General features: G+C 69.5%; 20 protein-coding genes. 7 read left to right on the plus strand and 13 right to left on the minus strand.

Annotated elements, in window-relative coordinates:
• Positions 1–43: 43 nt before the first annotated feature.
• On the minus strand, positions 44–358 hold the full coding sequence (locus ACQ4LY_RS02900) for a hypothetical protein (protein WP_056310133.1): 315 nt from the start codon (positions 356–358) through the stop codon (positions 44–46).
• Between the two features lie 101 nt (positions 359–459).
• Positions 460–4,323, minus strand: a complete 3,864-nt coding sequence (locus ACQ4LY_RS02905; RefSeq protein ID WP_431074486.1) for an HtaA domain-containing protein — start codon at positions 4,321–4,323, stop codon at positions 460–462.
• 163 nt (positions 4,324–4,486) lie between these two features.
• Here ACQ4LY_RS02905 and ACQ4LY_RS02910 point away from each other — a divergent pair, with 163 nt between their 5' ends.
• From ACQ4LY_RS02910 to ACQ4LY_RS02920, 3 genes are read left to right on the plus strand one after another with little or no spacing between them, the layout of a single operon-like run.
• Complete coding sequence (locus ACQ4LY_RS02910) at positions 4,487–5,611, plus strand: heme/hemin ABC transporter substrate-binding protein (protein WP_431074487.1); 1,125 nt, start codon at positions 4,487–4,489, stop codon at positions 5,609–5,611.
• On the plus strand, positions 5,608–6,681 hold the full coding sequence (locus tag ACQ4LY_RS02915) for a FecCD family ABC transporter permease (RefSeq protein ID WP_431074488.1): 1,074 nt from the start codon (positions 5,608–5,610) through the stop codon (positions 6,679–6,681). Before ACQ4LY_RS02910 ends, ACQ4LY_RS02915 begins: the two co-directional genes overlap by 4 nt.
• Positions 6,678–7,472, plus strand: a complete 795-nt coding sequence (locus ACQ4LY_RS02920; protein ID WP_431074489.1) for a heme ABC transporter ATP-binding protein — start codon at positions 6,678–6,680, stop codon at positions 7,470–7,472. Before ACQ4LY_RS02915 ends, ACQ4LY_RS02920 begins: the two co-directional genes overlap by 4 nt.
• A gap of 96 nt (positions 7,473–7,568) precedes the next feature.
• Here the strand turns inward: ACQ4LY_RS02920 and ACQ4LY_RS02925 are convergent, their stop codons facing one another.
• Positions 7,569–7,940 carry a sterol carrier family protein gene (locus ACQ4LY_RS02925; protein WP_431074490.1) on the minus strand — a complete coding sequence of 124 codons (372 nt, stop codon included), beginning with the start codon at positions 7,938–7,940 and terminating at the stop codon, positions 7,569–7,571.
• A 184-nt stretch (positions 7,941–8,124) separates the two neighbouring features.
• Between ACQ4LY_RS02925 and ACQ4LY_RS02930 the strand changes: the two genes are divergently transcribed.
• Both ACQ4LY_RS02930 and purD read left to right on the plus strand, forming a co-directional pair.
• Entirely contained in the window at positions 8,125–8,805 is a 681-nt protein-coding gene (locus tag ACQ4LY_RS02930) for an NUDIX hydrolase (RefSeq protein ID WP_431074491.1), read from the plus strand.
• A 185-nt stretch (positions 8,806–8,990) separates the two neighbouring features.
• Complete coding sequence (gene purD, locus ACQ4LY_RS02935; protein WP_431074492.1) at positions 8,991–10,268, plus strand: phosphoribosylamine--glycine ligase; 1,278 nt, start codon at positions 8,991–8,993, stop codon at positions 10,266–10,268.
• A gap of 95 nt (positions 10,269–10,363) precedes the next feature.
• Here purD and ACQ4LY_RS02940 read toward each other — a convergent pair whose 3' ends face one another.
• From ACQ4LY_RS02940 to ACQ4LY_RS02965, 6 genes are all read right to left on the minus strand, one after another.
• On the minus strand, positions 10,364–11,092 hold the full coding sequence (locus ACQ4LY_RS02940; RefSeq protein WP_431074493.1) for an amino acid ABC transporter ATP-binding protein: 729 nt from the start codon (positions 11,090–11,092) through the stop codon (positions 10,364–10,366).
• Complete coding sequence (locus ACQ4LY_RS02945) at positions 11,089–12,567, minus strand: amino acid ABC transporter substrate-binding protein/permease (protein WP_431074494.1); 1,479 nt, start codon at positions 12,565–12,567, stop codon at positions 11,089–11,091. Before ACQ4LY_RS02945 ends, ACQ4LY_RS02940 begins: the two co-directional genes overlap by 4 nt.
• A gap of 120 nt (positions 12,568–12,687) precedes the next feature.
• A complete protein-coding gene (locus ACQ4LY_RS02950) occupies positions 12,688–13,218 on the minus strand; it encodes a GNAT family N-acetyltransferase (RefSeq protein ID WP_431074495.1) in 531 nt (176 codons plus the stop codon).
• A 98-nt stretch (positions 13,219–13,316) separates the two neighbouring features.
• Positions 13,317–14,894 carry an MFS transporter gene (locus ACQ4LY_RS02955; RefSeq protein ID WP_431074496.1) on the minus strand — a complete coding sequence of 526 codons (1,578 nt, stop codon included), beginning with the start codon at positions 14,892–14,894 and terminating at the stop codon, positions 13,317–13,319.
• Positions 14,891–15,502: a PadR family transcriptional regulator gene (locus ACQ4LY_RS02960; RefSeq protein WP_431074497.1), complete on the minus strand. Its 612-nt coding sequence runs from the start codon at positions 15,500–15,502 to the stop codon at positions 14,891–14,893. Before ACQ4LY_RS02960 ends, ACQ4LY_RS02955 begins: the two co-directional genes overlap by 4 nt.
• Before the next feature lie 97 nt (positions 15,503–15,599).
• Positions 15,600–16,148 carry a GNAT family N-acetyltransferase gene (locus tag ACQ4LY_RS02965; RefSeq protein ID WP_431074498.1) on the minus strand — a complete coding sequence of 183 codons (549 nt, stop codon included), beginning with the start codon at positions 16,146–16,148 and terminating at the stop codon, positions 15,600–15,602.
• Positions 16,149–16,233: 85 nt separating this feature from the next.
• Between ACQ4LY_RS02965 and ACQ4LY_RS02970 the strand changes: the two genes are divergently transcribed.
• Positions 16,234–17,121, plus strand: a complete 888-nt coding sequence (locus tag ACQ4LY_RS02970; protein WP_431074499.1) for a phosphoribosylaminoimidazolesuccinocarboxamide synthase — start codon at positions 16,234–16,236, stop codon at positions 17,119–17,121.
• Positions 17,122–17,304: 183 nt separating this feature from the next.
• Entirely contained in the window at positions 17,305–18,660 is a 1,356-nt protein-coding gene (locus ACQ4LY_RS02975; protein ID WP_431074500.1) for a uracil-xanthine permease family protein, read from the plus strand.
• Positions 18,661–18,741: 81 nt separating this feature from the next.
• On the opposite strand, the gene ACQ4LY_RS02980 is transcribed toward ACQ4LY_RS02975, so the two are convergent.
• The 4 genes from ACQ4LY_RS02980 to ACQ4LY_RS02995 are packed head-to-tail and all read right to left on the minus strand — an operon-like array spanning position 18,742 to position 23,624.
• Positions 18,742–20,472, minus strand: a complete 1,731-nt coding sequence (locus ACQ4LY_RS02980) for an acetyl/propionyl/methylcrotonyl-CoA carboxylase subunit alpha (protein ID WP_431074501.1) — start codon at positions 20,470–20,472, stop codon at positions 18,742–18,744.
• Positions 20,469–22,058 carry a carboxyltransferase domain-containing protein gene (locus tag ACQ4LY_RS02985; RefSeq protein ID WP_431074502.1) on the minus strand — a complete coding sequence of 530 codons (1,590 nt, stop codon included), beginning with the start codon at positions 22,056–22,058 and terminating at the stop codon, positions 20,469–20,471. The genes ACQ4LY_RS02980 and ACQ4LY_RS02985 overlap by 4 nt, the downstream gene beginning before the upstream one ends.
• Complete coding sequence (locus ACQ4LY_RS02990; protein WP_431074503.1) at positions 22,058–22,858, minus strand: putative hydro-lyase; 801 nt, start codon at positions 22,856–22,858, stop codon at positions 22,058–22,060. Before ACQ4LY_RS02990 ends, ACQ4LY_RS02985 begins: the two co-directional genes overlap by 1 nt.
• A 1-nt stretch (position 22,859) precedes the next feature.
• Positions 22,860–23,624 carry a LamB/YcsF family protein gene (locus ACQ4LY_RS02995; RefSeq protein WP_431074504.1) on the minus strand — a complete coding sequence of 255 codons (765 nt, stop codon included), beginning with the start codon at positions 23,622–23,624 and terminating at the stop codon, positions 22,860–22,862.
• Positions 23,625–23,627 lie beyond the last annotated feature (3 nt).

A 23,627-nucleotide genomic window follows, 5' to 3' on the forward strand; every position in this document is an offset into this window, starting at 1 on the left:
GTCGGGCGACTGCGGTCAGACGACGGCTGTCAGGAAACGGCGATCAGTCGTTCTCGATGATCGTCTCGTGCTCGACCTTGACGACATGGTCGTGACGTCGCGCGACGCGCTCGAGGATGAGAGCCACGATGCTCGCGAGAGCGAAGCCGATCGGCACCGTCCACAGCAGCAGGAAGCCGAAGACCTGGCCGGGAGGGTAGACGACGTTCACCGCGTCGGACGGCTCGTAGCTGCCCACCATCGTCAGGATGCCGGCGGCGATGATGCCGAGCACGACGCCGATGCCCATGAACACGCCGAATCGCGGCACGCGTCGGACGGTCGCCTCGACCGTCTGGGAGGAATCGTGGGAGGACATGCATCCATTGTCCCACCGTTGGCCGCGGGTCGCGCCCTCCTGCGCAGAGCGACGCCCTCCCCGCGTCCGCTGCGGGGAGGGCGTCGCCGTTCTGCGGCGGATCAGACCTCGGTCGTGACCTCGGCGTTCTCGGCGGTCGCCATGGTGCGGCGTCCGATCAGCACCCCGCCACCGACGGCGAGCACGACGATCACGAGGCCTCCGACGATCCACGGCCAGACCGGAGCACCGGCGGCGTCGGCCACGGCCGTGACGGATGCCGCGGCGGCAGTGCCCTCGGACTCGGCGGGCTCGTCCTCCTCGACCGCGACGCCGCACTCGGCGGCGACCGGGAGCAGCGCGGTCACCGGGTCGAGCTCGTCGCCTGCGGCATAGGTGCCGAATGCCGCGGCGCCCGCCTCGGTGAGCGTCGTCGGGATCGCCTCGAGCGAGAGCACTCCGTCGACCACCGCGGCGTCCCCGAGAGCGAACTCCGCGAGGCGGACCGCCGTCTGGTCGACGCTCTGTCCGTCCTGCGTGGTGCCGAGCACGTCGAACACGAGGTAGCCCGTGTCTCCGGCGAGCTCCACTCGCGCGTTCGCCAACGTGGTGTTCAGCGCGCCGTTGTGACCGGTGAAGTTGATGCTGCCGCCGAACGTGACGAGTCCGGTGAGGGTCTCGTCGTCGAACGAGCCGGTACCGCTCGACCACACGTAGTCGGGGTACTCGTAAGCGACATCGGTGAGCGTCCATCCACCGGCGGCGATGCCCTCGATGTAGGTGCGGAACGACTCCTTGTAGCCCCACTCGAGCGTGGCGCCGTCGACGGTGCAGGCACCGATCACGGCGGTCTCCCGCGCCAGCGTGAACTCGAGGCCGCGCGCGACGGACCCCTGCAGGGTCAGTGTGTGCACGCCGTCCTCGAGGCTCGCCGGCAGCGTTCCGGTCCAGGTCGCGACGCCGGCGGCATCCGCCGAGATGGTGTCGAGCAGCACGGGCGTCGAGTACACGACGACCTTGATGCCCGTCTCGTTCGACTGGAACCCGGATGCCGAGAACGTCGCGGTCTTGCCGGACTGCAGCGACGCCAGGCTCTGCTCGTCGATCTCGATGCCCGTGGTCGCGGGCGGGGTCGCCGGGAGCATCGTCTTGGCCTTCACCGCTGCGGCCGCCACGGTGCCGGTCGTACCCGACGGCGCTGCCGCCACCGACCCGATCGTGAAGGACACGGGATCGAGGTTCGTCGAGAAGCCGGCGAGCACGCGGTTGCGTCCGTCGGCGGTGAGCGAGGCGGGCGCGCCCGAGTAGGTGACCGCACCGTTCGCGGTGGTGACGACGGCCCGTGACAGGTCGAGCGTCGCGAACGCCACCTGAGCGCCGGCATGCGTGACGTACAGGGTCGCGGCCCCCGCGGAGGTGACGCTGATCTGCGGGTTCGACACGGTGACGTCGAGCGCGCCGCCATGCCCGGTGAAGCGAACGGAACCGCGGTACACGACGCTGCCGAGGCCGGTCGCCGCGTTGTAATCGCCGCCGACCGTCTGACCGAACTGGAAGAGTCCGCCCGATCGGGTGGCTCCACCCGAGACATCGATCGCGCCCTTGGCGATCGCGCCGACCACGTACTGCGTGAACGTGGTCGAGATGCCCCAGCGCAGCGATCCCCCCGGGACCGAGACCGCAGGAGTCGTCGGAACGATGACCGGGGGTTTCGGGTCCTCGGGCTTCTCGCCCTTCAGCGCATCCCACTGCACCTCGGTGATGGTGACGCCGGTGCGCGCGTAGATCGTGGTCGCGGTGGGCAGGGTGTGCTGCTGCCACACGATGACCTCATAGGTCTTCGTGCGATCGAGCGACGAGGCCGCCGCCGTCAGGTCGACGCTGAAGGCGCCGCCCGTGATGCCGCGGACGTACTGCATGCCGAGGAATCCACCGCCTGACGTGACACCGGCCTCGGTGCCCGTCTCGATCAGCGCCGCGTAGACCCCCGTGACGTCACCGAGCTTCGAGCCGGCTGCCGTGACCGTCAGGCCCTCCGTCGCGGTGGCGCTCTTGACGGTCGAGGTCACCGCAGGCGCGAGGCCGTAGTTCAGAGCGACGCTCTGCTCCTGGGCGGCGTTGGTGACGCCGCCGGCGCCATAGGTGTAGACGCCGTACGAGCCGGGGGTGGCCGGGGTGTCCTTCAGGGTCAGCGTGACCTGGAACGTGCCGTCGGCGGCGATGTCGACCCACTGCGAGCGGATCGCGGCCTGGTACTGAGCCGGGACCTTCGCGAGGACGTCGGCCGACAGCGCCCATGCCTGAGCGCCGACCGAGCGGGCCGTGCCCGCAGCTCCCACGGACGGCTGCCACGTCGAGGCGAAGTTGCCGAACACGACATACGTGCCCTGGGGGAGATCCGCCGGGATCGGCACTCCCCGTCCGCCGACGTTCGCGGTCGGGTCGTAGCCCGACCCCTTCACGACGACCTTGTCGCCCGCCTTCAAGGCGGTCGTGCCGGCGGGCGTGGTGCCGTCTGCCAGGAAGACCTGGATCGAGGGCGCCGCGGGCTCGAGGGCGTCCCAGTCGGCGTCGCTGATCGTGACGGCGGCACGGGCGAGGATGGTCTGGGCGTTCGGCAGCGTGTGCTGCGTCCAGACGATCACCTCGTAGTCCCTGGTGCGATCGAGCTCCGCCGCCTCGGCCGTGAGGTCGACGGTGAACGCGCCGCCCGTGACGCCGCGCACGTACTGCATGGCCGCGAATCCGCCGCCGGCGGTGACGTTCGCCTCGGTGCCCGCTTCGATCACTGCGGCGTACACGCCCGTCGCCGAACCGAACGAGGTGCCGGTGACCGTGGTGGTGATCCCGGGGTCGCCCGTGGCAAGCGACGATGCGACGGTGATCTTCGGCGGAATCGTGTAGTTCAGAGCGACGGCGCGCTCCTGGGCGGCGTTGGTGACTCCGCCGGCGCCGTAGGTGTAGACGCCGTACGAGCCGGGGGTGGCGGCGGAGTCCTTGAGAGTCAGCGTCGCCTGGAACGTGCCGTCGGCGGCGATGTCGACCCACTGCGAGCGGATCGCGGCCTGGTACTGGGTCGGGACCTGGTCGAGCACGGTCTCGGAGAGAGCCCACGCCTGCGACCCGACCGAACGCGTCGCACTCGCGGCCCCCGCGGAGGGCTGCCACGCCGAGGCGAAGTTGCCGAAGACCACGTAGGTGCCCTGGGGCAGGTTCGCAGGGATCGGCACTCCACGGCCGCCGACGTTCGCGGTCGGGTCGTAGCCCGAACCCTCGACGATGACCTTGTCGCCCGCCTTCAGTGCGGTCGTGCCGGCAGGCGTCGTGCCGTCGGCGAGGAACACCTGGATCGACGGAGCAGCGGGCTCGACCTCGCCCGGGTCTGTGCCGGGGTCGGTTCCCGGGTCCGTGCCGGGGTCGGTTCCCGGGTCAGTTCCGGGGTCGGTTCCCGGGTCGGTTCCCGGGGCTGTGCCCGGGTCAGTTCCGGGGTCCGTTCCCGGGTCGGTCGTCTCCACACCGAAGACCGCATCCCACTGCGCTGTCGAGATGGCGACGTCGCCCCGGGTGTAGATCGTCTCGGCGTTCGGCACCGAGTGCTGCTGCCAGATCAGCACCTCGTAGGCCTTCGTGCGATCGAGGGACCCTGCCGGAGCGGTCAGCGTGAACGAGCTCGCACCCGCGGCCACCGCTGGGAACGGCTGCGCGAACGCGGCGTATCCGCCACCGGGGCCGGAGAGTCCGCTCTCGGTGCCCTTCACGATCAGCGCGGCATAGACGCTGGGCACATCGGGGAGCCCCGACGCATCGACCTGCACCGTTATTCCGGTGGTGCCGGCAGATGTCACAGAAGCGGCGACCGAGCCGCCAGCTGCATGCGCGGGAGGAACGATCACCGCGCCCGCCGCGATCAGGACGAAGGATACGAGGGCGGCGAGCAGCACGCGTATGCGGCCGCTCCCCGTGGATGCTGTGGCTGTGGCGTTCACGATTCTCCAGGACTCCGGGCGCGCAGGAACGGACGCGCGCCAGCGGTGCCGCAATGCAGTCGGGCGAGAGGGTGATTGTTGGTTAGGCTTAGCTAAGTAAGCTCCATTCCTGAGAATAGAGGCGGCCGCGAGGCCGAGTCAAGTTTTAGGATAGCCTTGCCTAATGCGCCGCGCCTCAGCCCTTTTTCTCGCTGCCGTTCTGGCCGTCGGCCTCACCGCCTGCGCAGACCCCGGGGCCTCCGCCGCACCGCAGAAGAGTGACGCCGCAGAGACCTGCCCCCAGGCATCCGTCCCGCTCGCCGACCTGGATCTCGTCGACGACGTGCGCGGCGCGACCGGCGGATCCACGGCCTGCCTCTCGAGCCATGCGATCGAGCCGGTGACCGACGACACCGCCCCGGAACTCCCCGTGACCGTGACCGACAGCGAGGGCCGAGAGGTGGAGATCACGGAGGTAGACCGCATCCTGCCGATCGACATCTCGGGCACGATCGCCTCGACCGTCTTCGCCCTGGGCCTCGGCGATCAAGTCGTCGGCCGGGACTCGTCGACCATGTTCGCCGGCACCGAAGACCTCCCGGTGGTCACCAAGACGGGCCACACCCTGAACGCCGAGGCGATCCTCGAGCTCGCGCCCACCGTCATCCTCACCGACACGACCATCGGCCCGAAGGAGATCCGCCAGCAGCTGCGCGACGCAGGGATCCCGATCGTCGTGATCTCGAGCGACCGACGCCTCGACACCACCGATGAGCTCGTCACCGAGATCGCCACGGCTCTCGGGGTGCCTTCACGCGGCACGGCTCTGATCGAGCGCCTCGACGCCGACCTCGCAGATGTCCGGGCCGAGATCTCCGAGATCGTGCCGACCGACGTCGAAGACCGGGCCCGGATGCTGTTCCTCTACGTGCGCGGCAACGCGAACATCTATTACATCTTCGGCGAGGACTCAGGAGCCGACTCTCTGATCGACGCCGTCGGAGGGGTCGACGTCGCCGCCGAGATCGGCTGGGAGGGCATGAAGCCGATGACCGCCGAGGCGCTCGTCGCAGCCCGACCGGACGTGCTCGTGATGATGACCGACGGACTCGAGTCCGTCGACGGCATCGACGGGCTGATCGAGCGCATCCCCGCGATCGCCGAGACTCCCGCCGGAGCGAACCGCCGCGTGATCGACATGGCCGACAGCGAGATCCTCAGCTTCGGCCCTCGCTCGGCGGACGTGATCGAGGCGATCGCCCGCGCCCTCTACGCCCCGGAGCCCGCGACCGCCGAGCCTGCGAAGTGAGCGGCGAGGTCGTCACCCGCACGCCGTCGAGACACCTCGGGCTGCGCTTCACGCTCGTCGTCGTCGGCCTCGTCGCCGCCCTGCTCGTGACCTGCATCGCATCCATCACGAGCGGACAGTACTCGCTCTCCCCCACCGACCTCGTCGGGGTGCTGCTGCGCGGCATCGGCATCGACACCGCCTGGGCCCCGACCGAGGCGACGGACTACGGCGTGATCTACAACCTGCGCCTTCCTCGCCTCGTGCTCGGCCTTCTCGTCGGCGCAGCCCTCGCCGTGTCGGGTGTGCTCATGCAGGCGATCTTCGGAAACCCGCTGGCGGATGCCGGAGTCGTCGGCGTCTCGTCCGGTGCCGCCCTCGGCGCCGCCGCGAGCATCACCCTGGGCCTCGCCTCGTTCGGCATGTGGACCACTCCCGCGTTCGCCTTCCTCGGCGGCCTCGTGGCCGTCCTCGCGGTGTACTTCATCAGCCGCTCGGGCGGGCGCACCGAGGTCGTCACTCTGCTGCTGACCGGCATCGCGATCAATGCGATCGCAGGCGCCGGCATGGCCTTCCTCACGTTCCTCGGCACGACGTCGACGCGCGAGCAGATCGTGTTCTGGCAGCTCGGTTCACTCAACGGCGCCCTCTGGTCGAACGTGGCGCTGGTCGCTCCGCTCGTCGCCATCGGTGTCGTCGTCGCGCTCATCGTGTCACCCCAGCTCGACCTCTTCGCCCTCGGCGAGCGCACCGCCCGACACCTCGGCGTCAACGTCGAGCTGCTGCGGATGGTCGTGATCGTCACGGTCGCGGTGCTGGTCTGCGCCGCCGTCGCCTTCGCCGGCATCATCGGATTCGCAGGTCTCGTCGTGCCACACCTGATGCGCATGATCATCGGCCCCGCGCATCTGCCGCTCATGATCGCTTCCGCGTTCGGCGGCGCGCTGCTGATCGCGGTCGCCGACCTCGTCGCCCGCACGGCGGTGCCGCTGGCCGATCTGCCCATCGGCATGATCACCTCACTCGTCGGCGGACCGTTCTTCCTCTGGCTGCTCGTTCGCACACGCCGACGCTCGGGAGGATGGGCATGAGTGCCGCCGACACCGTCACCCGGCTGCAGGCGTGCGGCGTCACCGTGCTCGTCGGCGGCGAGCGCGCGATCCTCGACGACGCGTCGATCGAGGTCAGAGCGGGCGAGATCCACGCACTGGTCGGGCCCAACGGCGCGGGCAAGTCCACTCTGTTCGGGGTTCTCGCGGGAGACGTGACCCCGAGCGCGGGCGCGGTCCTGCTCGACGGTGCGCCGATCACCGGCGTCCGCGCGCAGGACATGGCGCGAGCCCGAGCCGTGCTGCTGCAGGAGAACACGGTGTCGTTCTCGTTCAGCGCCGAGCAGGTCGTGCGCATGGGCCGGGCGCCGTGGGCACGCACAGGGGCCGCAGAGGACGACGACGAGATCGTCGCCGCAGCGATGGCGTCGACCGAGGTGCTGTCACTGTCCCCCCGTGCGGTGACCTCGCTGTCAGGCGGTGAGCGCGCCCGCGTGGCGCTGGCCCGCGTGATCGCGCAGAGCACCGGCATCCTGCTGCTCGACGAGCCGACCGCCGCACTCGACCTCAAGCATCATGAAGACGTGATGCGCCTGATCCGGGGACAGGCGGATGCCGGCACCGCCGTCGCGATCGTGCTGCACGACCTCAACGCCGCCCTCGCCCATGCGGATCGCGTGACCCTGCTCTCGGAAGGCCGAGTCGCCGCGACGGGTGCGGCTGCCGAGGTGCTCACGGCCGAGAGGATCGAAGCGGTCTACGGTCAGCCGGTCGACGTCTTCCCGCATCCGGTCACCGGCGTGCCGTTGGTGGTCGCGCGCCGCGGTCTCTGACGGGTTCGCTGCCGCCACAGTTACCGCAGCTTTCGAATCGCGCACTTTGCAATTTCCAGAGGTCGGAAGTTGCAAAGTGCGCGATTCGAAAGCCGGTCAGGGGCGAAGCGGCAGGACGTCCGTGAGATCCGCGCGGGTGCCCGACGCACTGATCCGACCGGATGCGGCGGCATCCGACCAGTGCTCCGCGCCCGTGGCGACGGCGATCCACGTCGCCGCATCCATCTCGACCACATTCGGCGGTGTCCCCCGCGTGTGCCGGGGCCCCTGGATGACCTGCACCGCACCGAAAGGAGGCACCCGCACCTCGACGCTGTTGCCGGGTGCCTTCTCGTCGAGCAGCTGCAGCAGGTACCGCACGGCCGTCGCGAGGTCGGTGCGCTGCGGCTTGTCTCCGGCGGCATCCGCTCGACGCACCGCATCGAGAGCCGCGCGCCCGTCGATGATGTCGATCTTCCTGGAGGGCATGGTGACCAGGCTACGCCGGGCCCCTCCCCTGCGCTTCCCCCTGCGCTTCCCGTGCGCTCGAGAAGTCGATACGCGCGTCCGAAGGGCGGATTGCCCGAATACGGACTTCCGAGGCGCGAAACCACTTCACTGGCGCACACCCCGCCCGCCCTGCTTCGTCGCACACAGGCATAGGCTCAAGGCGATGAGCCAGAATCCCGATACCTTGCACGGTGCGCGAGCCGAGCTGCTCGCGGCGACGCGGCGTGGCGAGCACTGGGCGAAGCCTTTTCCCGCGGTGGTCGGCGATGCTCATCCCGCATCCGTCCTCGTGCTGTTCGGCCGACTCGACGGCATTCCGGCGCAGACCGACGAGCTGACCGTCGCAGCCGACCTCGATGTGCTGCTGCAGCGACGGGCCGCGACTCTGTCGTCGCACCCCGGGCAGGTGTCGTTCCCGGGTGGCAGACGTGAGGAGCAGGATGCGGATGCCGTCGCCACCGCACTGCGCGAGGCCGAGGAGGAGACCGGCCTCGATCCGGCCGGCGTCGAGATCCTCGCCACACTGCCCGAGCTCCCCCTCGCCGCGAGCAACCACGTCGTGACGCCTGTGCTCGCCTGGTGGCGCTCACCGTCGCGGGTCGCAGCCGTGGACCATGCCGAGACGGTCGACGTGTTCCGGGTGCCCGTGGCGCACCTGCTCGACCCCGCGACGCGGTTCACCTCGACCATCCACCGAATGGGTCGCAGCTGGCGCGGCCCCGCATTCGACGTCGACGGAACGATCGTGTGGGGTTTCACCGCGATGGTGCTCGATGCGCTGTTCGACGCGAGCGGTTGGACGCTGGAGTGGGATGCCGCGGTCGAGCGGCCGATCGAACTCTGAGCACGTCCCGCCGGATTCACGTCCACAACTCAGCACCGATGCGGACGACGCCTCTGCAGGGACCCGACACCGGCCCCCTGCCTCATCCTGTGCTGAATCGTGCACGCGCCGGGATCCCGCGGCTGCATGTGCGGGCGGAATGCAACCCGCCGAAACCCGCGCCCCCTCCTCGGTAGTCTGGACGGGTGAAGATTCTCGTCCTCGGTTCCGGTGCCCGTGAGCACGCGATCATCCTCGCTCTGCGAGCAGAGAAGGCGGAGCACGAGATCTTCGTCGCCCCAGGCAACGCCGGTATCGCTCAGGATGCGACGCCCGTGTCGGTCGACATGCTCGACGGCGCCGCAGTGACCTCCTTCGCGAACGAGCGCGCGATCGATCTCGTGGTCGTCGGTCCCGAGGCTCCGCTGGTCGCGGGCGTCGCCGATGTGCTGCGCGCGCACGGCATCCCCGTGTTCGGCCCCGGCAAGGCGGCGGCTCAGCTCGAGGGCTCCAAGTCGTTCGCGAAGCGGATCATGGATGCCGCGGGCGTGCCCACCGGTCGCGCGGTGCGCGCCACCACCACCGCCGAGGTCGAGGCCGCGTTCGACGAACTGGGTGCCCCGTACGTGGTCAAGGCCGACGGGCTGGCAGCGGGTAAAGGCGTCATCGTCACGTCTGATCGCGCTGACGCGCTCGCCCACGCCGAGCACTACCTGCCCTACGGCCCCGTGCTGATCGAGGAGTTCCTCTCGGGACCAGAGGTCTCGCTGTTCTTCCTCAGCGACGGCGACACGGTGCGCGCGCTCAGCCCTGCGCAGGACTTCAAGCGGGCACTCGACGGCGACGAGGGGCCCAACACCGGCGGTATGGGCGCGTACTCGCCGCTGCCGTGGCTCGCCGAACAGTTCGGCAGCGAGCAGGCCTTCGTCGAGGAGGTCACGCGGGACGTCGCGCTCCCCGTCATCCGCCAGCTCGACAGCGAGGGCACCCCGTTCATCGGCCTGCTCTACGCCGGCCTCATCCTGACGCCTGCGGGCGTTCGCGTGATCGAGTTCAACGCCCGCTTCGGCGACCCCGAGACGCAGATCGTGCTGCCGCGCCTCGTGACTCCGCTGTCGGAATTGCTGCTCGCCGCGGCATCCGGCACCCTCGAAGACCAGCCAGAGCCCGTCTTCAGCGACGACGTCGCGATCACCGTGGTCCTCGCCAGCGAGGGGTACCCCGAGGCACCGCAGACCGGTCGTCCGATCGAGGGCCTCGCCGACGCGGCGGCCGTCGAGGGCGTCCGCCTCGTGCACGCCGCGACCGCCAGCCCGGACGCACCGGGAGGCTCGCTCGTCGCGACCGGTGGGCGCGTGCTGAACGTCGTCGCCGTGGCATCCGACTTCCGCACCGCCCGCGACCGCGCGTACGAGGCCATCGGCCGCATCCGCCTCGACGGTTCGCACTTCCGCACCGACATCGCCGCCCGCGTCGCGGAGTAGTCCGGCTCGTCGCCGATCACCGCGCGCGACTCCTCGATCGAACGGCGAAGGCCCCCACCCGACACAGGGAGGGGGCCTTCGAACACGAGAACGGGTCAGAGCACCTTGGAGAGGAAGTCCTTCAGGCGCTCGTTCTTCGGGGCACCGAACAGTTCGGCGGGCGGTGCCTCTTCGACGACGACGCCGGCATCCATGAAGACCGTGCGACCGGAGACCTCGCGGGCGAAGCCCATCTCGTGCGTCACGAGCACCATCGTCATGCCGCCCGATGCCAGGTCGCGGATCACCTGGAGCACCTCGCCGACCATCTCGGGGTCGAGGGCGCTGGTGGCCTCGTCGAAGAGCATGATCTCGGGGTCCATCGCGAGCGCACGGGCGATCGCGACGCGCTGCTTCTGGCCGCCCGAGAGGGATGCCGGCTTGGCGTCGGCCTTCTCAGCCAGACCCACACGGTCGAGCAGCGCCAGCGCGCGCTCCTTCGCCTCTGCCTTCGACAGCTTGCCGAGCTCGACCGGGGCGAGCGTGATGTTCTCGAGCACCGTCATGTGCGGGAACAGGTTGAAATGCTGGAACACCATGCCGATGCGCTGACGCACCTCGTCGAGCTTGACGCTCTTGTCGGTCAGGTCGACGCCGTCGATGATCACCTGGCCAGAGGTCGGCTCCTCGAGCTTGTTGAGGCACCGCAGCAGTGTCGACTTTCCCGAGCCCGAGGGCCCGATGACCGCGACGACCTCGCCGTCGTCGACCGTGAGGTCGATGCCCTTCAGCACATGGTTGTCGCCGAACGATTTGTGCAGGTCTTTGACTTCGATCTTGCTCATGCGTTGAACTTCCTCTCCAGGCGGTTCGCGAGCAGCGTCAGCAGCGTGATCACGACGAAGTAGATGATGGCGACGATCGTCAGCACCTGAGCCGACAGGTATGTCGAGGCGATGATCTGGCGCGAGACGAACGTCAGCTCGGCGAGGCCGATGACGCTGATCAGCGACGTGTCCTTGAGGGTGATGATGCCCTGGTTCACGAACGACGGGATCATGATGCGGAACGCCTGCGGCAGCACGACCTTCTGCATGGTCTTCCAGTGTCCGAGGCCCAGCGACCGCGACGCCTCGGCCTGACCGGGATCGACCGCCTGGATGCCACCGCGGATGATCTCGGTCATGTACGCACCGGTGTTCAGCGAGAGCGTGATGGCTCCGGCGACGAACGGGTTGAACGTGAGTCCGGGGAACAGCTGCGGGATGGCGAAGAACACGAAGAACGCCTGCACGAGGATCGGTGTGCCGCGGAAGACGTAGACATAGGCCGTCGCCACCCAGCGGAACGGCGCGAAGGCCGAGACGCGACCGAAGCCGAATATGAGGCCGAGGATGAACGCGGCCACGATCGCGACGAGCGTCGCGAGGATCGTGAGCCAGAGGCCCTCCATGAGAGCGGGCCAGTACTTCACCGCGACGGAGAAGATGTCGGTCGCCTGCGTGGTCTCCTCGCCGCCGGCGAGGTAGCTGTCGACGATCTCGTCGTACTCGCCTGAGGCCTGGAGGTTCGCCAGGCCCGCGTTGAACATCTCGACCAGCTCGGGGTTCTGACCCTTGTTGACTGCGAAGCCGTACTCGCCGCCGAGTTCCGGCTCACCGATCAGGCGGAAGCCCGAGCCCTGCTGGATGCCGTAGGCGAGCACCGGGAAGTCCTCGAAGTAGCCGACCGCCTGGCCGGCCTTGACGGCATCCACCATGTCGGTGGTGTCCTGATACGGCGTGATGCGGAAGCCGAACTCGTCCTGGTTCTCCTCGGCGAACGTCTGCCCCTGCGTGCCGGTCTTGACCGCGACGGCCTCGCCGTCGAGGTCGTCGAGCGACTGGATGTCGCTGGACTCGAGCACGCCGAGCTGGATGCCGCTGGTGAAGTACGGCTCGCTGAAGTCGAACGTCTTCTCACGCTCTTCGGTGATCGACATGCCCGCCATGACGGCGTCGACCTGGTTGGCCTGCAGCGCCTGCACGGCGGCGTCGAATCCGAGCTGGCGGATCTCGACCTTGAAGCCCTGGTCTTCGGCGATCGCCCGGAGCAGGTCCATGTCGATGCCGACGAGGTCGCCGTCGGGAGAGGTGAACTCGAACGGCGCGAACGTGGTGTCTGTGCCGATGACGTAGGTCTCGGAGTCGTCGGCCGCAGTCGCGGCGGATGCTCCGCCGAGCAGCGCGCCGGCCGCGATGAACGCCGTGAGCGCCATCGCCCCGACGGTGCGTCCGAGCGCGCGCAGGCGCGCGGAAGCAGGGGAAGGATGTGGGATCACGACGGAGGCTCCTCGGATCGGATGGGCGGCAGGATGCTGCCACCGGGATGGTCGTCGACCATCAACCCTAACCGGCGACGGAGTGTCGGCTGTGTTGCGAGGCCGTCCGTGCCCTCGCCGCTAGAGCGTGATCCAGTATCGGCGCACCGGCGCCTCTCCGTGCTCGGGCAGCACGCGGACGTCCTGCAGCACGCCGCCTCCGCCCTCGATCGTGCGGAAAGAGCCGACGTTGTCGTCGTCGCACGTGACCAGCACGCGCTCGAGTCCGATCTCGCGCGCACGCTCGAGTCCGAGCCGCAGCGCCGCGGACGCATAGCCCTGACGTCGACGCGATTCGCGCACGGCATAGCCGATGTGACCGCCCACCTCGCGCAGGTAGGCGTTCAGCTCGTGCCGGAACGAGAGGAAGCCCACGACCTCACCGTCGTCGACGACCCAGTACAGGTCGTTGTGCACGGCATCCTCCGGCAGCTCGGCCGTGGTGTCGGAGAGAAGGTCCGACTTCGCGATCAGCGCGTCGAGCGTCGCTCGATCAGGGGTGACCGGCGCCTGGAGACCCGACCCGTCGACATGCCCGTCTCCGAACTCGGCGACTGCTGCCGCCCAGGAGTCGAACAGGTCGGTGGTGGGCCTCATGAGCTCGATCGTCATCGCCCGATGACACCACACCGGCGCGACCGGCGCAAACCGGGGAGAGCCGGGTCTTCCGCACGATCGTGCAGAAGACCCGGCTCGTCGTCAGGCGCGGATCACGCGGCGGGCGCGGGTGCCTCCGCCGGTGCGGATGCCGCAGCATCCGTCTTGTCGTAGCGACCGAGGAACAGCGAGGCGATCAGGGCGATCACCATCACACAGGCCGGGAGCAGGATCGCCTGCGACATACCGGCCGCGAAGCCCTCGGCGACCTGCGGGGGCAGCGACCCTCCGCCCTCGATGCCTGCGGGAGCGTCGGAGAGACCCGGAAGGTTCGCCTCGAGACGCGACTGCATGAACGCCGCGATGGATGCCGAGCCGATCACCGATCCGATGGTGCGGGTCGTGTTGTAGATGCCCGCACCGGCCCCGGCCTGACGCGGAGGCAGCTTGCGCGTCGCGGTGGTGGCGAGCGGTCCCCACATACCGGCGTTGCCGATTCCCATCAGGGCAGAGGGCAGCAGGAACATCCAGATGGGGGTGTCCATGTTGATCAGCGCCGAGTACCAGACCAGCGCGACACCCACACAGAGCAGACCAGGGATGAGGATGATGCGAGGGTCGATCCGGTCGAGCAGCTTGCCCGCGGCCGGGGCGAGCGCTCCCGACAGCACGGCCATCGGGATCAGCAGCAGCGCAGCTTCCGTCGGGGTGAGCCCGCGGGCCGTCTGCAGGAAGAACATCATCGGCAGCGACATGCTCGTCACGGTGAAGCCGACTGCGGCGATCGCGACGTTGGCCCCCGAGAAGTTGCGATCGCGGAAGAGTGCGAGCGGCACCAGAGCCTCGCTGCGCGTGCGCGCCTGCTGCACGATGAACAGCGCGAGCACGACGAGACCGGCGATGATCAGGCCCCACACCGAGACGGGCCCCCAGATGACGCCCCAGTCGAACTTCTCGCCCTCCTGCAGCCCGAAGACGATGAGGAACAGCGCGACGGCGCTGAGGATCACACCGAGGATGTCGAAGCGATGCGGGCTGGTCTGCAGCTTCGGCACGAGGCGCCAGGCGAGCACGAACGCGACGATGCCGACCGGGATGTTGACGAAGAAGATCCACTCCCACCCGAAGCCGTCGACGAGCAGACCGCCGACGAGCGGGCCGACGAGGGTCGCGACACCCGCCGTCGCACCCCACAGGCCCATGGCTGCGCCGCGGCGCTCGGGCGGGAACGTGCGCGTGATCACAGCCATCGTCTGGGGCGTCATGAACGCCGCGCCGAGACCCTGCACGGCGCGGGCCGCGATCAGCATCTCGAGCGAGTCGGACAGACCGCACCAGAGCGAGGCGAGCGTGAAGATCGCGAGGCCGATGAGGTAGATGTTCTTCGGTCCGAAGCGGTCTCCGAGACGTCCGGTGATCAGCAGCGGCACCGCGTAGGCGAGCAGGTAGGCGCTGGTGACCCACACGACGTTGTCGAGGTTGTTGGTCGTAGGGTCGAGGGCCGCCTTGATCGCGGGGTTCGCGACCGAGACGATCGTCGTGTCGACGAGGATCATGAAGAAGCCGATGACGAGCGCCCAGAGCGCGGGCCATGGGCTCGCGGGGCGGTGTCCCGCGGCGAACGTGCCGGTCGAGGGACCGGAAGACGAGGATGCCACGGGTGGGCGCCCCGTCGAGGAGGAATCGGTCATTGCTGTGCAGCCTTTCGCTGTGCGCGGTAGCGGTCTGAGTAGTCGAAGGCGGAGGGACCCCAGGGGAACTCCTCTGCCTCGAGTCGGTCGATGAGGGAGTCGATCCAGCGCAGCTCGGCCTCGAGCAGCACCTCCTGGCGCTCGAACTCGACGAGCACCTGCTCGGGCACTGCCTTGGCGCGCGCGCCGACCAGTCCGTCGCGGTGCGCCACGTGGCCCTCGTCGAGGGCCGCGCGTCGGGTGCGAAGGCATCCGATGACCTCCGCGCGCTCGAGATTGTGCGCCTCGGCGAGCGCGATGCGGAACTCGGCGGGCCGATCGACGACCGAGAGCTCTCGCCGCAGCCAGTCGACCAGGGCGTCCGTCCCGGCATCCGTGAGCGTGTAGGTGGTGCGCTCCGGACGGTTGCCTTCGCGGTCGATGCCGACCTCGTCGATCAGCCCCTCCCGCTGCAGCCGTCCGACCGTGTGATAGAGCGTGCCGTTCGTGATGGCGAGCAGGCGCTGGTCGCGGCGGGAGCGCATCAGACGCACCATCTCATAGGGATGCATGTCGCCCTCGCGCAGCAGCGCGAGCGCCATCACCCCCATCGGGGTCAATCGCTGCATCGGCCCCTCCCCAGATGGTTCCGTTCAAATAGTCCATGTGGACTATACGCTTCCGGCAGCCTCTCGACAAGACCGGGGATGCAGTGGGCGTGCACGCCTAGCGCAGGGCCGCCGCGAGCTGGGCAGGCGCGAGAGGTCGATCGGCATAGACCAGCCTGATCACCGAGGGGTCGGGGTTGCCGGCATCCGGCGCACGGTGCACGAGTTCGAGCCCGATCTTCTGCGCCACGTGCGCCGACCCGCGATTGTGCTCGACCAGATAGGCGATGATCGGGCGATCGGGGGCGACGATGCGCGCCTGGGCGAGAGCGGCTCGGGCGAGCTCCGTCGCGTATCCGCGCCCGTGGTGGTCGGCGGCGATCCGGTAGCCCACGTTCCACACATCGCCGTCGAGCAGCGTGCACCCGCCGTTGCCGATCACCTCGTCCGTGTCGCGCAGGCGCACGACCCACGATCCGAGACCCGCCCGCTCCCAGCTGCGCTCCCACCGCTGCATCATCTGGATCGTCGCCTCGGTGTCGGTGTGACGCAGACTCGGATAGTGCGTCCACACCCGGGGATCGTTCTGGATGCCGAACACGGCGTCGAGATCGGCGGGCACGGCCCGCGAGAGCCGCAGTCGGTCGGTGAAGAGGTCGTCGGTCACCCCTTTACGCTAGACAGCCCCGCCGACACCCGGGCGGCGCATCGCGCCAGGCCTTGACACGACACCGGGCGCGTCTACCGGGATAATGGGGCGGGTGAGCACACCTTCGGACAGCAATGCGCAGACCATTCCCGGCTGGCGCCACATCTACTCGGGCAAGGTCCGCGACCTCTATGCCTCGGATGACGCCGCCGATACCCGCATCCTCGTGGTGGCGTCCGACCGCGTGAGCGCGTTCGACTTCGTGCTCTCCCCCGGCATCCCTCACAAGGGCGCGCTGCTGACGCGTCTGAGCCGCTGGTGGTTCAGCCAGCTGAGCGACGTTCCCAATCATCTCGCCGACGGCGAGACCCCCGCGAGCGTCGCCGATCGCGCCATGCTCGCGCAGTCGCTGGAGATGCTCCCGGTCGAGTGCGTCGTGCGCGGCTACATCACCGGCTCCGGTTGGGCCGAGTACACCGAGAGCGGCACCGTGTGCGGCATCCCGCTGCCTGAGGGACTGCAGAACGGCGACCGCCTTCCCGAGCCGCTGTTCACCCCCGCCTACAAGGCGCCGATGGGTGAGCACGACGAGAACATCACGTTCGAGCAGACAGTCGAGCTCGTCGGCGCCGAGCGGGCGGCCGAACTGCGAGACGTGTCGATCGCGCTCTACGCGCGCGCCGCCGCGATCGCCGAGGAGAAGGGCCTGATCCTCGCGGACACGAAGTTCGAGTTCGGGACGTATGCCGAGGGCATCCTGCATCTGGCCGACGAGGTGCTCACGAGCGACTCGTCGCGCTACTGGGATGCCGAGGCCTGGCGCACCGGCACGACGCCGAAGGAGCGCATGGCGAGCTTCGACAAGCAGATCGTGCGCGACTGGCTGGCCGCCAACTGGGACAAGCAGGGCGAGCCTCCCGTGCTGCCCGAGGACATCGTCGAGCGCACCGCCGACCGCTACCGCGAGCTGATCGAGCGCCTCGGGGCCTGACCCCCGCGGCCTCCCCCGCACCCTCGGGAGGAGAACTGCGTCTCAGGAGGAGAGATCTTCGAGAATCCTCCTCCCGAGGAGCAGAAGTCCGCCCGAAGCGGTGGCCCCACCGCACCCAGGGAACACTCAGGAATCGGTAGTGTTGCTCGAGCACTCCCCCTCCCCCGATCCTGAGGAGCCCGCATGCCCCTGTGGAAGACCCACGGAAACGGCCGCACGGTCGAACCCGGCGCCGTCGTCAAGCCCGATGAGCGCCTGAACTGGCCCGCCACGATCGCGATCGGCGCCCAGCACGTCGTCGCGATGTTCGGCGCCACGTTCCTCGTGCCGACGCTGACCGGCTTCCCGGTCTCGACCACCCTGCTGTTCAGCGGTCTCGGCACCCTCATCTTCCTGCTGATCACGAAGAACCAGCTGCCCAGCTACCTCGGATCGTCGTTCGCGTTCATCGCGCCGATCACCGCTGCGGTCGCCGCCGGCGGCACCGGATCCGCCCTCGCGGGCGTCGTCGCGGTCGGTCTCCTGCTCACCGTCGTCGGTCTGGTCGTGCAGTTCGCCGGCCTGCGCTGGGTCGATGCCCTGATGCCCCCGGTCGTCGCCGGCGCGATCGTCGCCCTGATCGGCTTCAACCTCGCGCCGACCGCGTGGAACAACTTCCAGCTCGACCCGGTGACCGCGACCATCACGCTCGTCGCGATCATCCTGTTCGCGGTGCTGTTCCGCGGATTCCTCGGCCGCATCTCGATCTTCCTCGGTGTCGCGGTGGGCTTCATCTACGCCGCCTTCACCGGCTCGTTCGAGGTGCCCAACGCCCTGCGCGGAGGCAAGACCCCCGCAGAGCTCATCGCGGATGCTCCCTGGGTGGGCCTCCCCGAGTTCCAGCTCCCCGATTTCGTCGAGCCCGGCACGTGGTCGACCATCGCGATGTTCCTGCCCGTCGTGCTGGTGCTCGTCGCCGAGAACGTGGGCCACGTGCGCGGCGTCGCGACCATGACCGAAGACCCGGCGATCAACAAGCACACGGGTCGCGCGCTCATCGCCGACGGTGTCGCGACGACCATCGCCGGCGGCTTCGGCGGCTCGGGTACCACGACGTACGGCGAGAACATCGGCGTCATGGCAGCCACCCGCGTCTACTCCACCGCGGTCTACTGGGTCGCGGGTCTCTTCGCGATCCTGCTCGCCTTCTCTCCCAAGGTCGGCGAGGTCTTCAATTCGATCCCGGCCGGCGTGCTCGGTGGCGCGACCACCGCACTGTACGGCCTCATCGGCATCATCGGCATCAAGATCTGGGTCGACAGCAAGGTCGACTTCTCGCGCCCGGTCAACCAGTACACGGCGGCCGTCTCGCTCGTGATCGGCATCGCCGGTTTCTCGATGCAGCTCGGCGACTTCGCCTTCGGCGGCATCGTGCTCGGCACGGTCGCGGCTCTGCTGATCTACCACCTGGGCAACCTCATCGCCCGGGCCCGCAAGACCGGCGCCGACGACCCGAGGCCGCTCGAGGCCGTGGGCCCGCTGGGCGGCGACCCCGCGTAGTCACGAACCACTTACGACCACGACGATCCCGGATGCTGCGACTGCGGCATCCGGGATCGTCGCGTTCTGGCGCGATCGCGCTCAGACGATGACGGCGAGCACCGCGTCGGGCGCGATCGCCGCAGAGAGCTCCACCCGGTACGACAGGACACCGCCGCGGTGAGCGGCGACCGTGGTCTCCATCTTCATCGCGTCGAGCACGGCGACCGGGTCGCCCTCCGAGACGCTCGCACCATCGTCGGCGAGCCAGCGCACGAGCGTGCCCGGTGCCGGTGAGCGCAGCTCGGTCGGATCGGAGGCGGGCGCCGCAGTTCCGGCATCCGCAAGACCTCCGAGACCGCCGAGACCGCCGAGACCGCCGAGCAGACCGATCGGGAGTCCGAGCACGACCCGGCGTCCGTCGATCTCGACGGGGAAGCGCTGGAGGGCGGCATCCGGTACGGGATCCGGTCGCAACTGCGGCTCCAGCCGCGGCAGCAGGGTGCTCTCGATCCACTGGGTGTGCACCGCGAAGGTCTCCGTGGCGAACGCCTCGTCGTCGAGAGCGAGCAGATCGAACGGGATGACGGTCGCCGGGCCCTCGACGACGAGCTCGCGCAGCGCCCGACGCGCCCGCACCAGCGCCGCGTCACGGCTGTCAGCATGCACGACGAGCTTCGCGATCATCGAGTCGAAGGCCGGCTGAACCACGTCGCCCGCCTCGATGCCGCTGTCCCAGCGCACACCGGGTCCGCCGGGGATCCGCAGCGAGTCGACGCGACCGGGGCTCGGCAGAAAGCCACGACCGGGGTCCTCGGCGTTGATGCGGAACTCGAAGGCGTGCCCCGTCGGCACGGGCGTCTCGCTGAACGAGATCCCCTCGCCGAAGGCGATGCGGAACTGCTCGCGCACGAGGTCCGTGCCGGTGACCTCTTCGGTGACCGGGTGCTCGACCTGGAGCCTGGTGTTCACCTCGAGGAAGGAGATCGTGCCGTCTGACGCGAGGAGGAACTCCACGGTCCCCGCACCCCGGTACTGCACCTCTCCGCAGATCGCGCGGGCAGCATCATGGAACTGCCTGCGCTGATCGCTCGACAGCCCCGGTGCCGGCGCCTCTTCGATCAGCTTCTGGTTGCGGCGCTGCATCGAGCAGTCGCGGTCGCCGACGACCACGACGCCACCGCGTCCGTCGCCGAGCACCTGCACCTCGATGTGACGGGGACTCTCGAGGAAGCGCTCGACGAAGCACTCGCCGCGACCGAAGGCAGCGATGGCCTCACGGGTCGCCGCGTCGAAGGCATCCGCGACCTCCGACATCTCTCGCACCACCTTGAGCCCTCGCCCGCCACCGCCGAACGCCGCCTTGATCGCGATCGGAAGGCCGTGCTCCTCGGCGAACGACACCGCCTCCGCGGGCCCGGCCAGCGGCTGGTCTGTGCCTGCCGCCAAAGGCGCTCCGACACGCTGCGCGATCCGGCGCGCGGTCATCTTGTCGCCGAGCGCGTCGATGCTCTCGGGCGAAGGGCCGATCCAGATGAGGCCAGCCCCCTCGACGGCGCGCGCGAAATCCGCGCTCTCCGAGAGGAATCCGTAGCCGGGGTGCACGGCATCCGCGCCGCTGGTGCGTGCCGCGTCGAGCAGAGCGTCGATGGAGAGGTACGTGGTCGCCGCTGTGCTCCCGCCCAGCCCCAGGGCCTCGTCGGCGAGGCGCACATGCAGGGCATCCGCGTCCTGATCCGCATAGACGGCGATCGACGTGTAGCCGGCCTCGGCGCAGGCACGGATGACGCGCACGGCGATCTCTCCGCGATTCGCGATCAGCACCTTGGTCATGAGGTCTCCTTGACAGTGAAACGGACGCGCGCGCCCGGCGGCAGCTGACCGGCGAGATCGAGGCTGCGGTCGGTGAGCGCACCGATGATCGGGTATCCGCCGGTGAGCGGGTGGTCGGGGAGGAACAGCACGGGCTGGCCGTCCGGAGGCACCTGGATCGCCCCGGTCACCGCCCCTTCGCTGGGCAGCTCGCCACTGACGGATCGCTCGAGCGGCACGGCGCCCTCGAGTCTGATGCCGACACGGTCGGAGCGCGGCGTCACGGTCCACTCCTGGCCGGCGAGGGTCGCGAGGGCCGCCGCCGTGAACCAGTCGTCGCGGGGGCCGAGGGTGATCTCGAGGTCGACGAGGTCGCCGGGAGAAGGCAGCGTCCGCAGCAGGGCCTCGGGCTCGACCGGATGCGCTGCGGCGTCGCCCGCTCGCAGCACGTCGCCTGCGGCCAGCGGAGCGGGCCCGAGCCCGGCGAGAGTGTCGCTTGCGCGGCTGTCGAGCGCCGGGTCCACGGCCACCCCGCCACGGATCGCGATGAGGTAGCGCAGCCCGCTGGTCGGGTGGCCGAGAATGAGCTCGTCGCCCTCGACGGTGGCGAAGGGCGCGCCGTGTTCGATGCGACGAGTCGCACCGTCCGCGTCGATCAGGTCGAGAGAGCCGACAGCACCCGAGATCGCGGCGACCCCGGCACCCCGGAAGCGCAGCACCGCACCGCCGACGCTCTCGAGCACCGCTGCGCCGGTGGCATTGCCCACCGCACGGTTCGCCTCGCGCATGGCGCGACGATCGGCGACACCGGACGCCGAGACGCCGAGTGCCGCGAAGCCGGGCCGACCGGCATCCTGCACCAGCAGCTGCATCGACGGACGCACGATCTCGACCGCGCCGGCACCCGGAGGACCCGGGTCGGGCGCGCCTGCGGCGGCGTGTGGTTCGGCGACAGCCCGTGCGTCGGCGCGGTCGTCTGCGTTCTCCGACGTCACGATCTGCGCACGCACCTGCTCGAACCGGACGGTCGTGCCCGGCGACAGCAGCGCGGGCGGGTCACGGTCGATGTCCCACATCACGGCATCCGTACGTCCGATGAGCTGCCATCCGCCCGGACTCTCGCGCGGGTACACCCCGGTGAACTGTCCGGCGAGTGCCACGGAGCCCGCGGGCACGCGGGTGCGGGGCGACGAGCGGCGGGGCACATCGAACAGCGGGTCGCTGCTCACCACGTAGCCGAAGCCGGGGGCGAAGCCCGAGAAGGCGACCTTCCAGTCGGCTGCCAGATGGCGGTTCACGAGCTCTGCCGCAGACACACCCAAGAGGGACGCCGTCTCGTCGAGATCTTCTCCGTCGTACCGAACAGGCACCGTGACCTCGCCGGTGGCCTGCAGATGGGCGGTGTCGATCTCGGTCGCGGCCAGCGCATCGGCGAGATCGGCGGCCGACACCGCCAGCGGGTCGAACCGCACGAGCACGGTGCGGGCACCGGGGATGCGCTCGACCACGCCGTGCACGCCCTCCCACGCGAGGTTCAGTCGCATCGCCTCGTCGAGGTCGGCCGCCTCGACGAGGAGCGCGTGATCGGATGCCGTGAGGATGCGCATCAGACCAGGTACTCCGCATCGGGAACGTCGGTGATGAACATGTAGCCGGGCGCGTGGGTGATGGCGAAGGGAGGCTTCGAGGCCATGATCGCTGCCTGCGGAGTGACGCCACAGGCCCAGAACACCGGCACCTCACCCTCGCGCACCTCGGGCGCATCGCCGAAATCCGGACGAGCCAGGTCGGCGATGCCGAGCGAGGCAGGATCGCCGATGTGCACCGGAGCACCGTGTACGGCGGGGGTCCGGCCGGAGATCTGCACGGCATCCGCCACGCGATCCGCGGGAATCGGTCGCATCGAGACGACCATCTCGCCGCTCAGCCGGCCAGCCGGGGTGCAGGGCACAGCGGTGCGGTACATCGGCACGTTGCGCCCGAGTTCCTGGTGACGGATCGGGATTCCCGCCTGCACGAGTCCGGACTCGAACGTGAAGCTGCATCCGATGAGGAACGAGACGAGGTCCGGATGCTCCGCCCAGGCCGCAGTCGCGTCGGCGACCTCGTCGACCAGTTCTCCGTCGCGCCAGATGCGATACCGACCGATGTCGGTGCGGATGTCGCTGCCGGGCGCGAGCCGCGACTCGACCTCGCCCTGTTCGATGACCTCGAGCACGGGGCACGGCTTCGGGTTCCGCTGCGCGAAGAGCAACGTCTCGAAGGCCCAGTCGGCCGGCACGGAGATCAGGTTCGCCTGCGTCAGCCCGACGGCGACACCGCTGGTCGGCTCGGCGTGGCCCGCCCGGATGGCGGCCCGCGCCGCCCGCGCATCGGCGAGCTGGTCGGCGGTGGCGAGGACGGTCATGTCAGACCCCCGCGAACGGTGCGATCGTGATGCCGGCATCCTGCAGCATCCGCTTGGTCTCCGCGGCCATGGCCACGGAGCCCGGGCTGTCGCCGTGCACGCAGATCGACTGTGTGCTGACGGGCACGTCGGTGCCGTCGATCGCGCGGATCACTCCGTCGCCTGCGAGGCGCACCATGCGCTCGGCGACGGCCGCGGGGTCGTGCAGCACCGAGCCGGGCTCGGTGCGCGAGACGAGCTGGCCGTCGGGCTGATACGCCCGGTCGGCGAAGGCCTCTGCCGCGATCTGCAGGCCCGCACGCTCGGCCACGTCGAGCACGACGCCCCCGGCAAGGCCCAGCAGCACGAGGCTCGGATCGATCGCACGGATCGCCGCCACCACATCCTTCGACTGCCGCTCATCACGGGCGATCGTGTTGTAGAGCGCCCCATGCGGCTTGACGTAGGCGACCCGACCGCCGACGGCTGCGGCAAGCCCGATCAGGGCTCCGAGCTGGTACTCGACGTGCGCCTGCAGCGTGGCCGAATCGATGTCGACCTTCGTGCGGCCGAAGTTCTCGTAGTCGCGGTAGCCGGGGTGCGCGCCGATCACGACGCCGCCGGCCACGGCGCTCGCGAGCGTCGACCGGATGCCTTCGGGGCTGCCCGCATGGAAGCCGCACGCCACATTGGCGCTCGTCACCAGGCGCAGCATGCTCTCGTCGTCGCTGACCACCCGGTCGGGGACGTTCTCGCCGAGGTCGGAGTTGAGGTCGATCGATGTCACGCG

This window comes from Microbacterium phyllosphaerae, assembly GCF_050628115.1.
In the GTDB taxonomy this organism is placed as follows: domain Bacteria; phylum Actinomycetota; class Actinomycetes; order Actinomycetales; family Microbacteriaceae; genus Microbacterium; species Microbacterium phyllosphaerae_A.